At 68.0% G+C, this 13,382-nt stretch carries 14 protein-coding genes; 11 read left to right on the top strand and 3 right to left on the bottom strand.

Annotated elements, in window-relative coordinates:
- Window positions 1-45 precede the first annotated feature (45 nt).
- The 5 genes from Q0L11_RS14755 (at window position 46) to mmcB (ending at window position 3,509) form a co-directional block, all read left to right on the top strand.
- Window positions 46-612 carry a hypothetical protein gene (locus Q0L11_RS14755; protein WP_296598213.1) on the top strand — a complete coding sequence of 189 codons (567 nt, stop codon included), beginning with the start codon at window positions 46-48 and terminating at the stop codon, window positions 610-612.
- Window positions 605-1,015: a metallopeptidase family protein gene (locus Q0L11_RS14750; RefSeq protein ID WP_296598212.1), complete on the top strand. Its 411-nt coding sequence runs from the start codon at window positions 605-607 to the stop codon at window positions 1,013-1,015. The genes Q0L11_RS14755 and Q0L11_RS14750 overlap by 8 nt, the downstream gene beginning before the upstream one ends.
- Before the next feature lie 120 nt (window positions 1,016-1,135).
- Window positions 1,136-2,263: a ferritin-like domain-containing protein gene (locus Q0L11_RS14745; protein ID WP_296598210.1), complete on the top strand. Its 1,128-nt coding sequence runs from the start codon at window positions 1,136-1,138 to the stop codon at window positions 2,261-2,263.
- Window positions 2,264-2,477: 214 nt separating this feature from the next.
- Window positions 2,478-3,005: a lipocalin family protein gene (locus tag Q0L11_RS14740; RefSeq protein WP_296598209.1), complete on the top strand. Its 528-nt coding sequence runs from the start codon at window positions 2,478-2,480 to the stop codon at window positions 3,003-3,005.
- A gap of 57 nt (window positions 3,006-3,062) precedes the next feature.
- The gene (gene mmcB, locus Q0L11_RS14735; RefSeq protein WP_296598208.1) at window positions 3,063-3,509 is read left to right on the top strand and encodes a DNA repair putative endonuclease MmcB; all 447 of its coding nucleotides are present in this window, start codon (window positions 3,063-3,065) and stop codon (window positions 3,507-3,509) included.
- A gap of 29 nt (window positions 3,510-3,538) precedes the next feature.
- On the opposite strand, the gene Q0L11_RS14730 is transcribed toward mmcB, so the two are convergent.
- Both Q0L11_RS14730 and Q0L11_RS14725 read right to left on the bottom strand, forming a co-directional pair.
- Window positions 3,539-4,096: an ActR/PrrA/RegA family redox response regulator transcription factor gene (locus Q0L11_RS14730; protein ID WP_296598206.1), complete on the bottom strand. Its 558-nt coding sequence runs from the start codon at window positions 4,094-4,096 to the stop codon at window positions 3,539-3,541.
- A 70-nt stretch (window positions 4,097-4,166) separates the two neighbouring features.
- Window positions 4,167-5,519, bottom strand: a complete 1,353-nt coding sequence (locus Q0L11_RS14725; protein WP_296598205.1) for an ActS/PrrB/RegB family redox-sensitive histidine kinase — start codon at window positions 5,517-5,519, stop codon at window positions 4,167-4,169.
- A gap of 39 nt (window positions 5,520-5,558) precedes the next feature.
- Between Q0L11_RS14725 and Q0L11_RS14720 the strand changes: the two genes are divergently transcribed.
- From Q0L11_RS14720 to Q0L11_RS14710, 3 genes are all read left to right on the top strand, one after another.
- Entirely contained in the window at window positions 5,559-6,170 is a 612-nt protein-coding gene (locus tag Q0L11_RS14720; protein WP_296598203.1) for an SCO family protein, read from the top strand.
- A gap of 100 nt (window positions 6,171-6,270) precedes the next feature.
- Window positions 6,271-7,599, top strand: coding sequence for a polyhydroxyalkanoate depolymerase (locus Q0L11_RS14715; RefSeq protein ID WP_296598202.1), 1,329 nt, complete (start codon window positions 6,271-6,273; stop codon window positions 7,597-7,599).
- A gap of 57 nt (window positions 7,600-7,656) precedes the next feature.
- Window positions 7,657-8,409 (top strand): M48 family metallopeptidase, encoded by a 753-nt coding sequence (locus tag Q0L11_RS14710; protein WP_296598201.1) that lies wholly within the window; start codon window positions 7,657-7,659, stop codon window positions 8,407-8,409.
- Here the strand turns inward: Q0L11_RS14710 and Q0L11_RS14705 are convergent.
- Window positions 8,406-10,394, bottom strand: coding sequence for a transglycosylase domain-containing protein (locus Q0L11_RS14705; RefSeq protein ID WP_296598199.1), 1,989 nt, complete (start codon window positions 10,392-10,394; stop codon window positions 8,406-8,408). The two genes, Q0L11_RS14710 and Q0L11_RS14705, sit on opposite strands and share 4 nt — an antisense overlap.
- A gap of 348 nt (window positions 10,395-10,742) precedes the next feature.
- Here Q0L11_RS14705 and Q0L11_RS14700 point away from each other — a divergent pair, with 348 nt between their 5' ends.
- From Q0L11_RS14700 to atpA, 3 genes are all read left to right on the top strand, one after another.
- Entirely contained in the window at window positions 10,743-11,084 is a 342-nt protein-coding gene (locus Q0L11_RS14700) for a hypothetical protein (protein ID WP_296598198.1), read from the top strand.
- A gap of 476 nt (window positions 11,085-11,560) precedes the next feature.
- Window positions 11,561-12,115, top strand: coding sequence for a F0F1 ATP synthase subunit delta (locus Q0L11_RS14695; RefSeq protein WP_296598197.1), 555 nt, complete (start codon window positions 11,561-11,563; stop codon window positions 12,113-12,115).
- Window positions 12,116-12,120: 5 nt separating this feature from the next.
- The coding region (gene atpA, locus Q0L11_RS14690) for a F0F1 ATP synthase subunit alpha (RefSeq protein ID WP_296598195.1) at window positions 12,121-13,382 on the top strand (1,262 nt) is incomplete at its 3' end.

The raw sequence follows: 13,382 nt of genomic DNA, 5'->3' as shown, positions 1-13,382 counted from the left end.
TTGCGGCCTTGGTTTCGGCATGGCCTTTGCGCGAGAATGACGCCGATGACGGCCATCCTTTATCCGGTCGCGACCAACGCCGAGCAGGCGCTCAGCCGGCCGCTGGGCCGCGCCGCGCGTGAGAGCGAGGCGCGCCGGCGCGCGGGCGAGGCGGTCGTCTTCGCCACCGATCCGGTGGGCCCGGCCTTCGCCACCCGCGAGGCCGCGCTCGACGCCTATGCCGGCCGGGTGGAGGACGAGCGCACCGGATCGACGCCCGAGGCCGAGGACCGGTACTGTCGCCTGGTCGAGCAGTTGGCCGACGGCGCGCCGCGTCCACGGCCGGTCCAGCCGGTCTACGCCGACGGCAAACGCTGGCCGGAACCGCCCAAGGCGCCGCGCACCGTCTGGCGCCTCACAGTCTCCTACTGGCGGATCGGCACCGCCGAGCGGCCGCTCGACCTGCCGCAGGCGCGCCAGGCGCGCAAAAGCGGCCAGGACCTGGACGCCGACACCCTGCGCGCCATTTCACGGACGCCGCTGCGCCCGACCAAGCCGCAGCAGCCACTGGACATCGGCCTGTTCGAGACGCGGCCGCCCGAAGCCCCTCACATCGTGATGCCGGATGAGTGAAGATCTTTTCGCAGGGCGCGCGCCCTCCCTCGACGATCTCGCCGAGCTGGCGGAGCGAGCCTTCGCCGCCCTCCCCGAGGGCTTTCGCCGGATGGCGGGCGAGGTGGTGTTCCGCGTCGACGACTTTCCGCCCGACGAGGTGCTGGAAGACCTGGGCATCGAGGACCCGTTCGGGCTCACGGGCCTCTATTCGGGCGTCAGTCTCGCGGATCGCTCAGCGTTCGGCGCGGCGACGGAGCCCAGCCGGGTGTTCCTCTATCGCCGCCCGATCCTCGACGAGTGGGCCGAGAACGGCGAGGTGACCCTCGAGGAGCTTGTGGCCCACGTCCTCATCCATGAGATCGGCCATCACTTCGGCCTCTCCGACCCTCAGATCGACGCGATCGAGGCCGCCGCCGAATAAATTTCCGCGCCCTTGCGAACGATCAAGGCAAACGGAAAGTTGACGCCCCCGTCACCTTCTTGACTGATCACCGTTCAGATCGCATGCTCCGCCAGCAAGAGAACAGGCGAGGAGCACCCGATGGCTGCCGACGGCAACATCACCAAGGACATCATCTACGACGCCGTCGCGCCGGACGACTTCGAGTCCATGCTGGAGCTGGACCGCTACAACAATCGCTCCACCGCGTTCGACAAGATCATCTCGGCGACCCACGACCATTTCTGGGATCCGCTCGACAAGAAGTACATCGACTTCGACGAGCCCTTCGACATCGAGAACGAGATGATCCTGCCCGAGGACATGGTCGCCTCGCTGCAGACCAAGTACGTCTCGGACCGCCTGTCGAACCGCAAGGACCGCGTGCGGTTCGTGAACCAATTCGCGCTGCGCAGCTTCTCGTCGATCCTGCACGGCGAACAGGGCGCGCTGAACCTGTCGGCCAGCCTCTGCCACGTGCTGAAGGACCAGGGCGCGCAGGAATACGCCGCCAACCAGACGCGCGAAGAAGCCCGCCACGTCACGGCCTTCGCGAAGTACATCAAGGCGCGCTGGGGCCGTCCGGTCGAGTGCGGGCCGACGCTGAAGGCGCTGCTGGTCGACATCATCGGCAGCCCCGAGGTCTACAAGAAGATCGTCGGCATGCAGATGCTGGTCGAGGGCCTGGCGATGGGCGCCTTCGCGACCTTCTTCAAGGTCTCGAACGACCCGCTGGCGCGCAAGCTGATGCAGCTCGTGATGACCGACGAGGCCTTCCACCACAAGTTCGGTAAGATCTGGGCCGACCGGACGATCCCGCACCTGTCGGAGAAGGAGCACGAGATCATCGAGCTCTGGGCGGCCCAGTGCTTCCAGACCCTGCTCTTCAACCTCGTGGGCCCTTCGCAGCAGCGCAGCCTCTACGAAGAGTTCGGGCTCGACCCCGACCTCGTGATCGCCGAACTGGCCGAGATCATCACGGACGAAACCCGCCGCGAGGGGATGAAGGAGCAGACCAACATCTTCCGCGTGCTGGTGAAGACCCTGCTGAACGCCGGGATCATCACCGACCGCACCCGCGGCTTCTACGCCATGTACGTCGACATGGACGAGCTGAAGGCCGAGGGCGACAAGATGGTCGGCGACGACATCGCCGAGGAGGGCATCCGCTACCTCCAGGAGATCAACTTCGCCGAGAAGGCCAAGGAAATCCGGATCGCCGCCGAATAGGACGCCGCTCCAGGCCAATCGTTGAAGCGCCCGCCGGGGAGACCCGGCGGGCGTTTCGCTGTCGGGGCCACCCTGGGTGCTGCCCAAATCCTGACCAGCAGCCGCTGCCGTTTACCTTTTCGCCTCGCCGCAGACACAGTGCGTCCCTATATCGCGCAGCGGGACGCCCGGGGGGCGTTCAGTCGGCCCTGATTTCCGTATATCGCAGTGCAACATGATGAAGCGCCTCGCCCTCGCCGCCGCCGCGGCCTGCCTGATGCTCGCCCCCGCCACCGCCCAGGCCGGTGTGGAGCCCGTCGCACGCATCGAACTGTCGAAGATGATGGGCCGCTGGTACGAAGTCGCGCGGGTGCCGAACGTCCTGCAGAAGGACTGCCAGGCCGGCGCTTCGGAATGGACTCCGCAGGCGCAGGGCTTCGCCGTCGTCCAGTCGTGTCGCAAGGACACGCCGGACGGTCCGCTGAAGATCTGGAAGGCGCGCGCGACGGTGGCCGACCCGCGGACCAACGCCAAGTTCAAGATGACCTTCTTCGGCGGCGTCGTCAGCCAGGACTACGTCGTGGTCGAACACAAACCCGAGCAGGGGTGGCTGGTGCTCGCCACCGCCAACGGCAAGTATCTGTGGCTGATGTCGCAGAAGCCGACTCTTCCGGCCGCCATCCGGAGCCAGGCGCTGGCCCGCATCCGCCAGTTGGGCTTCGACGTCGGACGGCTCGAATTCCCGCTACCGGCGCGGAGCTGAGGGCCCTCTCGTCCGCGGCGCTTGCAACGGGAACGTAGGCGGAACAAGGTGACCGCCATGGACGTCGCCATCGTCATTTCCCGGCCCGAGACCACCGCCACGGTGACTCGCGGCGCCGCTCGCCTGCTGACCGCCCTGGGCTATGCGCCCCTCGCGGAGGTGACCCTCCCCAACGGCCGGCGCGCCGACCTGATGGCCCTCGGGCCGAAGGGCGAGATCTTCATCGTCGAGGTGAAGTCGGGCGTCGAGGACTTCCGCGTCGATGTGAAGTGGCCGGAGTATCGGCCTTACTGCGACGCCTTCGCCTTTGCCGTGGCGCCCGAATTCCCGCGCGAAATCCTGCCCGACGCGCCGGGCCTGATCGTGGCCGACGGCTTTGGGGGCGCGATCCTCCGCGAGGCGGCCGTCGAGCCCTTGGCGGGCGCGCGCCGCAAGTCGCTCACCCTGGCGTTCGCCCGTCTGGCGGCCCTGCGCGCCGCAGGAGTGGCGGCGACGGAGTTGTAGTTGCCCTCCCCGTCGCGGGGGAGGGAAGGTCAGCGCGGCGCGCGCTTCGCCAGGATCCGCTGCAGGGTGCGGCGGTGCATGTTGAGGCGACGCGCCGTCTCCGAGACGTTGTGGTTGCACAGCTCGTAGACGCGCTGGATGTGCTCCCACCGGACCCGGTCGGCGCTCATCGGGTTATCCGGCGGCGCGGGGGCGGTGTCGCCCCGGGCCAGCAGCGCGCGGACCACGTCGTCGGCGTCGGCCGGCTTGGACAGGTAGTCCACCGCGCCCGCCTTCACCGCCTGCACGGCCGTGGCGATATTGCCGTAGCCGGTGAGCATGATGATCTTCGCGTCTGGGCGAGCGTCGCGCACCGCCTCGACGACCTTCAGGCCCGAACCGTCTTCCAGCCGCATGTCGAGCACGGCGAAAGCCGGGGCCTTGCTCTTCACCGCGGCGATCGCCTCCTGGACGCTGCCCACCAGCGTCGGCTCGAAGCCGCGCTGCTCCAGCGCCCGGCCGAGGCGGGTGCGCAAGGGCGCGTCGTCATCGAGAACTAGCAGGCTTTTGTCCGGCAGCGCCGTGACTTCAGCGGACAGGTCCGTCATGCGTCCTCCCTCAGACTTGCGGCAGAGTGTCGCACCTCGGCGGATTTCTGCAAGTTTCGCCGCGTGTACATCAAGTCGCCTCAACCAACGAGCGAGGCCACTTAGCTGCTACAACGGCGCCGCGTGGTCTCGCATTGTGAAATGTCACGACTGCCCCGGTTCGTTCCAAGAGCGTCTTGGCGATGAAGAAGCCGAGGCCCATTCCGATGTGGCCCGTCCGCGACCCTTCGGCCCCCGGACGGCTGGTCACATAAGGTTCGCCCAGCTTCGCGAGGATCTCCGGCGAGAAGCCGGGCCCGTCGTCGCGGACCTCGATCGTCACGTTGTCGGCGTCGAACCGCGCCGAGACCAGGATTTCCGACTTCGCGAAGTCCACCGCGTTCTCCACGAACGTCGAGAAGGCGTGGGTGATTTCCGGCAACCGGCGGATGTCGGGCGTCTTCACGTCCTTGGCGCCGGTCACGATCGCCTCGACACGCACCTCCTTCGAGGCGTTGGCATGCGGCTCGATGACCTCCTGCACCAGCTGGCGCAGCGAAAGCCGTTCGTGCACCTCGTCGGTCGCCTTGTCCGGCGTCGCCGCCAGCCGCTTGAGGATCTCGCGGCAGCGCTCGGCCTGGGCGATCAGGAGTTCGGCGTCCTCCTTCACCTGCGGGAGAGCGGCCTCCCGGGCCATCTCCTTGGCCACGATGGAGATGGTGGCGAGCGGCGTGCCGAGCTCGTGCGCGGCGGCCGCGGCCAGCGCGCCCAGGGCGGACAGCTTCTGCTCGCGCGCCAGCACCGTCTGGGTGACGTCCAGCGCCAACGCCATGCGCGCCGCTTCGACGACCGATTGGCGGACGTAGCCGGCCACGAGCGCGATGCCGGCGACGTTGGCCACCCCCGCGGCCAGGCGGAACTCCAGCGATAGCCGGGGCTCGGGCTGAACCGACGGATAGGGCAGCGACACCACCGCCAGCAGCATCGACAGCGCGGAGGCCAGTGCGCCCAGTATGAGCAGCGGACGCAACGGCAGTGTGGCGGCGGCCAGGGTCACCGGCGCGAGGAGGATCAGGATGAAGGGATTGGCGGTCCCGCCGATCAGGCCCAGCAAGAACGACATCTGCAGGATGTCGAGCGACAACTGGCCCATGGCCTCTGTATCGCCCATGACCCGCTGCGGCGGGGATGCGATTGCGGTCAGGACGTTGACGAAGGCGCCCGCGGCGACCACGCCCGCGCAGAGGTAGTAGGGCGCGCGGTAGCCGAGGGCGAAAGCCATGGTCGACAGCAGCGCGACCTGACCGCCGATCACCAGCCAGCGCAGGGTCACCAGCGTGCGCACCCGCAGATGGCCGCGGCGGATGGCCGCCGAGTCCCAGACGTCTTGCGCGCCCGCGGGCGGGGCCGTATCGAGATCGAGGTTCGCGGTGTCGGCGGTCATCGGCGATCGCCCCGCGCGGCGTCAGCAGGGAATGTGCCCATGTCCAGGAAGATCCTGGCCCTCATCGCGGTCCTGGCGCTCGCCCTCGCCATCCTTACCGGCCTCGCCGTCCGCAAGGGCGTGCTTGGGCCCCAACCCCAAACCGTCGCCGTCGGCGGACCGTTCCAGTTGGTGGATACTTCGGGGCGAACGGTCAATCAGGATATTCTGAAGAGTAAGTGGAGCGTGGTGTTCTTCGGCTTCACCCACTGCCCCGACATCTGCCCCACGACCCTGTTCGAACTGGGCCAGGTCGAGCCCATGCTGGGCGCCGACGTGAACCGGTTCCAGACGGTGTTCATCTCGGTGGACCCGGCGCGCGACACCGTCGCCCAGGTGAAGGCCTATGTGGCGAACGACGCCTTCCCCAAGCGGATCGTGGGCCTCACGGGCACGGCCGCGCAGGTGGACGCGGCGGCCAAGGCATACCGCGTCTACTATCAGAAGGTGGGCGAGGGGCAGGACTACACGGTCAACCACGCCGCCTACAGCTACCTGATGAACCCCAAGGGCAGGTTCGCCTGCGTCCTGCCCTATGACCTGACCCCGGAGCAGACGGCGGCCAAGATCAAGGCCGCAATGCAGCAGGGCGACAACGCCTCGAGCTGCTGAGCTCCTGTCTCCGTCTTCGGTGCGACGATCTCACCGTAGAGCTTGCGGAGCCTATTAACGTTCCGCATGTTATGTTGCGGCGCACAAAGGCAGGTCTCGCATGCTCTATACGCTCTACGAAGCCGGCTACTACGCCGCCTCGCCCCTGCGGTTCGCGGCGTTGGCCACGCGCGATTTCTGGAGTTCGCCGCTCAACCCGGCGGCCGACAGCGAGCTTGGACGGCGCCTCTTCGCCACCTCCGACCTTTTCGCCAACCTGACGCGCCGCTACGGCAAGCCCGACTGGAAGATCGACAGCGTCGAGATCAACGGCCGACCGGTGCGGGTGCGCCCCACTACCGTCTGGTCCACGCCGTGGTGCAAGCTGACCCACTTCGTGCGCGACATGAGCGACCTGCGCCGCGCGGGCAAGACCGAGATCGAACCGGCGGTGCTGATCGCCGCGCCGCTCAGCGGTCACTACGCCACCCTGTTGCGCGGCACGGTCGAGGCCTTCCTGCAGGACCACGAGGTGTTCATCACCGAATGGACCAACGCCCGCGACGTGCCGCTGATGGAAGGCCGCTTCGACTTCCACGACTACATCGACCACATCCGCGAGATGCTGCGCCAAATGGGCCCGCGGCCGCACGTCGTCGCCGTCTGCCAGCCGGGCCCGCCGGTGCTGGCGGCCGCCTCGCTGATGGCCGAGGATCGCGAGGAGAGCCGCCCGGCCTCCATGACCTTCATGGGCTCGCCGATCGACGCGCGCCTGTCGCCGACCGTGACCAACAAGCTGGCCGAGGAGCGGCCCTTCGCCTGGTTCGAGTCGAACATGATCTACAATGTGCCGCCGCCCTACCTGGGCGCGGGCCGGCGCGTCTATCCGGGCTTCGTGCAACTCGCCAGCTTCATGTCGATGAACCTCGACAAGCACCAGGAGGCCCACCGCCGCTACCTGTCGCACCTGATGGAAGGCGATGGCGACAGCGCGGATAAGCACCTGGAATTCTACGACGAGTACCTGTCGGTCCTGGACCTCACCGAGGAATTCTACCTCCAGACCGTCGACGTGGTGTTCCAGCGCTACCTGCTCCCGAAGGGCGAGCTGGAGCATCGCGGTCGCCGCGTGAAGCCCGATCGGATCACCGACATCGGCCTGCTGACGGTCGAGGGCGAGAACGACGACATCTCCGGCATCGGCCAGACCCAGGCGGCGCATAAGCTCTGCCTCAGCCTGCCGGTCGAGATGAAGGAAGACCACATCCAGCCGCACGTCGGCCATTATGGGGTCTTCAACGGAAAGCGGTTCCGCGAGGAGATCTACCCGCGGGTCCGCGACTTCGTGCGGCGCATGGAGCACGGCCTGCCTCGCCCGAAGGCCGGCCGCACCTCGTCGCCGGCTTCGGCCGAGGTGGTCCCGATGCGGCCGCGCGGCGCGAAAAGCTGATCCGTCGCACGGCGCGGGTCTTCGCTCTGCCGACGCGACACCCTAGATTCAGCGGCGATGAGTCTCTTTGGCCGCACGCCGGCTTCAAGGAATTTGGCCGACGGTGACCGGCTGGAGGTGGCCGGCGCCGCCGTGCGCCTCAAGGTGAACCAGCGCGCCCGGCGGGTGTCGCTGCGGCTGGACCGGACCCGGCGCGAAATCGTCGCCACCGCCCCGTCCCTTCGCCGACTGCCCGAGGCGGCGGCCTTCGCCCGGGAGCGGGCGAGCTGGATCGCCGAGCGGCTGGCCGAACTGCCGGATATTTCGCCGCTGGGTCCCGGCATGCTTGTCGAGGTCTTCGGCCGGCCCGTGCGGCTGGAGGCCGGCTCGGGCCGTGCGCGCTGGGTTGAGCCCCTCGACGGCTCGACGCCCCGGATCGTCGCCATGGGCGAGGGCGAAGGCTTCACACGCGCGGTGATCCTGGTGATCCGCAAGAAGGCGCTGGAGGTGCTGACCGCCCGGACCGCCCACTACGCCCGGATACTGGGCGCGCCGATGCCGAAGGTCAGTGTGGCCGACGCCAAGTCGCGCTGGGGCTCGTGCAAGCCGGGGCTGCGCGGCGCGCCCGGGAACATCCGCTACTCCTGGCGCCTGGCGCTCGCGCCGTTCGAGGTGGCCGACTATGTCGCCGCCCACGAGTGCGCCCATCTGCTGGAGCTGAACCACGGCCCGCGGTTCTGGGCCCACGTCCGCAGCCTGGTGGGCGATGCGCGGCCGCACCGCGATTGGCTGCGCGCCGAAGGCGCCCGGCTCCACGCCTTCGGGCGCTAGAACGGCGGGTCCTGCTGGCGCTGCCGGTCGCGCGGCGGCGGCAGTTCGGACGGCGGCGGCTCGTCGGAGTCGCCACGGAAGAGGTTGCCGACGCCCTCCAGGATCTGCTCGATCGGTCCCTGTTCGTCGGTCTGGGGCATCTCGCCGCCGGGAATCGGCTGCACCTTCAGCCTCGGCAGGGCGGCGGTCATGTATTCGCGCCAGATGCCGGCCGGGGCGCCGCCGCCTGTGACCCTCTTCATCGGCTTGTTGTCGTCCTTGCCCACCCAGACGGCGGTGACGAAGCCGCCCGTGTAGCCGACGAACCAGGCGTCGCGGTAATCGCTGGTCGTGCCTGTCTTGCCGGCCAGGTCGTAGCCCGGAACGTTGGCCCGTGTGCCGGTGCCGTGCTGTACGACGCCCCGCATCATGGTGACCATGTAGGCCAGCGCCGGCTGGCCGATCACCGACGCCCGCGGCGCGCGGTCGACGCCATGGTCGTAAAGCACGCGGCCGGTCGCGGTGCGGATCCGCTCGATCGCGTAGCCCTTGGCGAGATAGCCGCCGTTGGCGAACGGCGCATAGGCCTGGGCCATCTCCAGCGGGCTGACCTCCACGGCGCCCAGCGCCATCGACGGGTCGAGCTGGATTGGCGAGGTGATCCCGAGGCGCCGGGCCGTGGCGGCGACGTTCGACGTGCCGACCTCGTTCGCCAGCCGGGCGGCCACCGTGTTGATCGATTGCGCCAGCGCCTCACGGATGGTCATCGGGCCGAGGTACTGGCCGGTGTAGTTGCGGGGCTCCCAGTTGCCGATCTTGATTGGCTCATCGACGACCGGCGTGTCGGGCGTGCGGCCCGCCTCCATGGCGGTGAGGTAAACGAACGGCTTGAAGGCCGAGCCGGCTTGGCGCCTCGCCATGGTGGCCCGGTCGAACTGGGTCTGCAGGTAGTTGGTCCCGCCGACGTAGGCGCGGATCCGGCCCTCGCCGTCGAGAGAGATCAGAGCCCCCTGTTCCACGCCCTGGCCCTTGGCCGCGGCGACGCCCGCCTGGATCGCCTGCTCGGCGCTGGCCTGGAGCGGCAGGTCGAGGGTCGTCTCGACCACTAGGTCCTCGGTGGGCTCGCCCACCAGGGTGCGGACCTGATCGTCCACCCAGTCGGTGAAATACTGCGCCCGCTGGTTGGCCAGCACGGGGTTGACCCGCACCTTGGTCCGGATCGCCTCTTCCCGCTGCTGGGGCGTGATGAACTTCGCCTGCACCATCTCGTCCAGCACGATCGTCGCCCGGCGGGCGGCGCGGTCGGTGGAGGCCACCGGCGAATATCGCGACGGCCCCTTCATGATCCCGGCAAGGAGCGCGCTCTCGCCCAGGGTCAGCTCCCGGGCCGGCTTGCCGAAGTAACGCTGCGAAGCGGCCTCGATGCCGTAGGCGCCGGCGCCGAAGTAGACACGGTTCAGGTACAGTTCGAGGATCTGCTTCTTCGTGAAGCGGGCCTCCAGCCAGACCGCCAGGATCAGCTCCTGCGCCTTGCGGCGATAGTTCTGGCTGGGGGTCAGGAACAGGTTGCGCGCGAGCTGCTGGGTGATGGTGGAGCCGCCGCGCAGGGGGCCGCCCTCACCCTTGTGCTGCAGGTTGTAGATGCCGCTGCGGACGATGCCCCAGGGGTTGAACCCGAAGTGCCAGTAGTACCAGCGGTCCTCGATGGCGATGAACGCCTTCGGCACGTAGGGCGGCAGCTTGTCCAGGTCGACCGGCGGCGCGTACTGGCTGCCGCGCACCGCGATCAGCGCGCCCGAGCGGTCGAGGTAGCTGACCGAGGGCTGGCGCTGGACGTCGTAGAGCTTCGAGGTGTCGGGCAGGTCGACCGCGAAGACCGCGAAGAACGCGACGAGGAAGATCAGGCCCCAGACGCCGAGCACCAGGATCCAGTAGATGAGGGCCTGCAGGGGCGTGCGTTTCGCGCGGGGTTCGCGCCCGCGCCGCGGCGGCTGCGCATTGGCCATGGAATTGCGTCGTCCTAACCGATGTTCAGCCGCCCGCCGGCCCTATAGCTCACGGTAACGGAACGCCAAACATGATTGACGGTGTATGAACGGACGGGGCCGTGGGACGCCGCCCCATAGGTTGCCCATCTGTTTACGCCACGGGCGCGAACGCCGAGCGGCTCTGCATTTGCGCATAGCAGATGCGAACAAATAGCAGTTGCGCTGTCGATCTTAACACCGTTATCTTAGCATTGCTCAGTTCGCAGCGCGCCAAGGGAGGGGATACCCGAGGCGATCCAACGCGGCGGGCAGGGCCGGTACTCAAATTCTTGACGCCGACATCTCCCCGAAACGCTGGAGGGCTCGATGAAGCTCCAATTCCTTGCGGCCTGCGCCGCCCTCGCCACCCTGTCCGCCGGTTCCGCCCTCGCGGGCGACGCCATCACCGCCAAGCTGGCCGCGCCGGTCGCCGCCAAGACGAAGTTCATCGCCGGCGGCGCCATGTTCAACTGCGACGGCGACGTCTGCGTCGCTGCGGCCCCGACCTCGCAGACCTTCGCGACCGCGACCTGCAAGACCATCGCCGACAAGGTGGGCGTCGTCGCCTCCTTCGAAGGCCGCAAGACGCTCGACGCCGACAAGCTGGCCGACTGCAACGCCAAGGTTATCGCCAAGGGCGGCGCCGGCACGCAGCTCGCCAAGCAATAAGGCGAACAAGTCTCCCAGCAGCTCGTCACACTGAGCTTCTGTCGCACTGGCCCGCCGGGAGACCGGCGGGCCTTTTCTTTAAGTGCGAGACTGCCCGCGGACGCGGGCCGGCCCGCCGGGAGACCGGCGGGCCTTTCTTTATAAGCATAAGCGCAAGGCGGCCCATGCGACCGGGTCGGCTCACGGACTCTCCGGCGGGTTTTCTTTTTTCGGATCGGCGCGTCCAAGCGGCGCAGTTCGCCGCGAAAATCCGCAGCCGGCCCCTTTTGCGAATGAAATCAGTCGCGAACCTGCCCCTGCGGAACCCCGCTCCCTCGGTTGCGGCGCACAACATCGCGTGCTAGTAGGCGCGCGGCTTCGGGCCGGGGACGTTCCAAACCCCAGGACCAGTGTGCTTTTTTCAAGCGCTTTCAAGCCTTTAGTCGCAACGGAATGATCCGTTCGCGGCATGTGAAACGCGACCCGGGCGGATAATAGTGGCGGACGACTCCTCTGTTTCGAATGTGGGCTCACGATACGCCCAAGCCCTGTTCGACCTGGCGACCGACCAGAAGCAAGTCGCTGCGGTCGAGAAGGACCTCAATTCGCTCAAGACGGCGCTCGAGTCCTCGAAGGACCTGCGCGTCCTGATCGGCTCGCCCACCTTCAGCACCGAGGACAAGGCCAAGGGCCTGGTCGCCATCGGCGCCAAGGGCAAGTTCAACATGACGACGCTGAAGTTCCTGGGCCTGCTGGCCGAGAACGGCCGCGCCGCCGCCCTGCCCGCCGTGATCGCCGCGTATGAGAAGCTGTCCGCCGAAGCGCGGGGCGCCGTCTCGGCCGAGGTGACCACCGCGGTCGCCCTGACCGCCGCCCAGTCCAAGGGCGTAGCCGCCGCGCTGCGCCAGGCCCTGGGCAAGGACCCTGAAATCACGACCCGCGTCGATCCGGCCCTCCTGGGCGGGATCAAGGTGAAGGTCGGCTCCCGTCTGTTCGACGCTTCGCTGCGCTCGAAGCTCGACTCCCTGAAATTCGCCCTCAAGAGAGCGTAAGAACCATGGACATCCGCGCCGCCGAGATCTCGGCCATCCTCAAGTCGCAGATCGCCAACTTCGGCGAAGAAGCCGACGTCTCCGACGTCGGTTCGGTGCTGTCCGTCGGCGACGGCATTGCCCGGGTCTACGGCCTCGACAACGTGCAAGCCGGTGAAATGGTGGAGTTCCCCTCCGCCGGCGTGAAGGGCATGGCCCTGAACCTGGAACGCGACAACGTCGGCGTCGTGATCTTCGGCCAGGACCAGTCGATCAAGGAAGGCGACGAAGTCCGCCGCCTCGGCGAGATCGTGGACGTGCCGGTCGGCAAGGGCCTGCTGGGCCGCGTCGTGAACCCGCTGGGCGAGCCGATCGACGGCAAGGGCCCGATCAAGAACGTGGCCGAGCGTCGCCGCGTGGACGTGAAGGCGCCGGGCATCATCCCGCGGAAGTCGGTGCACGAGCCCGTGCAGACCGGCCTGAAGGCCATCGACACCCTGATCCCCGTCGGCCGCGGCCAGCGCGAACTGATCATCGGTGACCGCCAGACCGGCAAGACCGCCGTGGCGATCGACACCATCCTGAACCAAAAGGCGATCAACGCCGGCGACGACGAGAGCGCCAAGCTCTATTGCATCTACGTCGCCATCGGCCAGAAGCGCTCGACCGTCGCCCAGATCGTCAAGACGCTCGAAGAGCGCGGCGCGCTGGACTACACGATCGTCGTGTCGGCCACCGCGTCCGAGCCGGCCCCGCTGCAGTTCCTGGCCCCGTTCGCGGGTTGCGCCATGGGCGAGTGGTTCCGCGACAACGGCATGCACGCCGTCATCATCTACGACGACCTCTCCAAGCAGGCCGTCGCCTACCGCCAGATGTCGCTGCTGCTGCGCCGCCCGCCGGGCCGCGAAGCCTATCCGGGCGACGTGTTCTACCTGCATAGCCGCCTGCTGGAGCGGGCCGCGAAGCTGAACGAGGACAACGGCTCGGGCTCGCTGACGGCGCTGCCGCTGATCGAGACCCAGGCCAACGACGTCTCGGCCTACATCCCGACCAACGTGATCTCGATCACCGACGGCCAGATCTTCCTCGAGACCGACCTGTTCTTCCAGGGCATCCGCCCGGCCGTGAACGTGGGTATCTCGGTGAGCCGGGTGGGCTCGTCGGCCCAGATCAAGGCGATGAAGACCGCGTCCGGTCCCATCAAGGGCGAGCTCGCCCAGTACCGGGAAATGGCCGCCTTCGCGAAGTTCGGCTCGGACCTGGACGCCGCCACCCAGCGCATGCTGGC

The sequence above is a fragment of the Phenylobacterium sp. genome, assembly GCF_024508875.1.
Taxonomy (GTDB): domain Bacteria; phylum Pseudomonadota; class Alphaproteobacteria; order Caulobacterales; family Caulobacteraceae; genus Phenylobacterium.
This window is presented reverse-complemented; position numbering and strand designations above follow the sequence as displayed.

Bases quoted from the DNA above. Each gene is read 5' to 3' on its own strand.
- Q0L11_RS14745 (WP_296598210.1), top strand. From the start codon at position 1,136: ATGGCTGCCGACGGCAACATCACCAAGGACATCATCTACGACGCCGTC.
- Q0L11_RS14755 (WP_296598213.1), top strand. From the start codon at position 46: ATGACGGCCATCCTTTATCCGGTCGCGACCAACGCCGAGCAGGCGCTC.
- Q0L11_RS14700 (WP_296598198.1), top strand. From the start codon at position 10,743: ATGAAGCTCCAATTCCTTGCGGCCTGCGCCGCCCTCGCCACCCTGTCC.
- Q0L11_RS14705 (WP_296598199.1), bottom strand. From the start codon at position 10,394: ATGGCCAATGCGCAGCCGCCGCGGCGCGGGCGCGAACCCCGCGCGAAA.
- Q0L11_RS14710 (WP_296598201.1), top strand. From the start codon at position 7,657: ATGAGTCTCTTTGGCCGCACGCCGGCTTCAAGGAATTTGGCCGACGGT.
- Q0L11_RS14740 (WP_296598209.1), top strand. From the start codon at position 2,478: ATGATGAAGCGCCTCGCCCTCGCCGCCGCCGCGGCCTGCCTGATGCTC.
- Q0L11_RS14720 (WP_296598203.1), top strand. From the start codon at position 5,559: ATGTCCAGGAAGATCCTGGCCCTCATCGCGGTCCTGGCGCTCGCCCTC.
- Q0L11_RS14750 (WP_296598212.1), top strand. From the start codon at position 605: ATGAGTGAAGATCTTTTCGCAGGGCGCGCGCCCTCCCTCGACGATCTC.
- Q0L11_RS14730 (WP_296598206.1), bottom strand. From the start codon at position 4,096: ATGACGGACCTGTCCGCTGAAGTCACGGCGCTGCCGGACAAAAGCCTG.
- Q0L11_RS14715 (WP_296598202.1), top strand. From the start codon at position 6,271: ATGCTCTATACGCTCTACGAAGCCGGCTACTACGCCGCCTCGCCCCTG.
- Q0L11_RS14725 (WP_296598205.1), bottom strand. From the start codon at position 5,519: ATGACCGCCGACACCGCGAACCTCGATCTCGATACGGCCCCGCCCGCG.
- mmcB (WP_296598208.1), top strand. From the start codon at position 3,063: ATGGACGTCGCCATCGTCATTTCCCGGCCCGAGACCACCGCCACGGTG.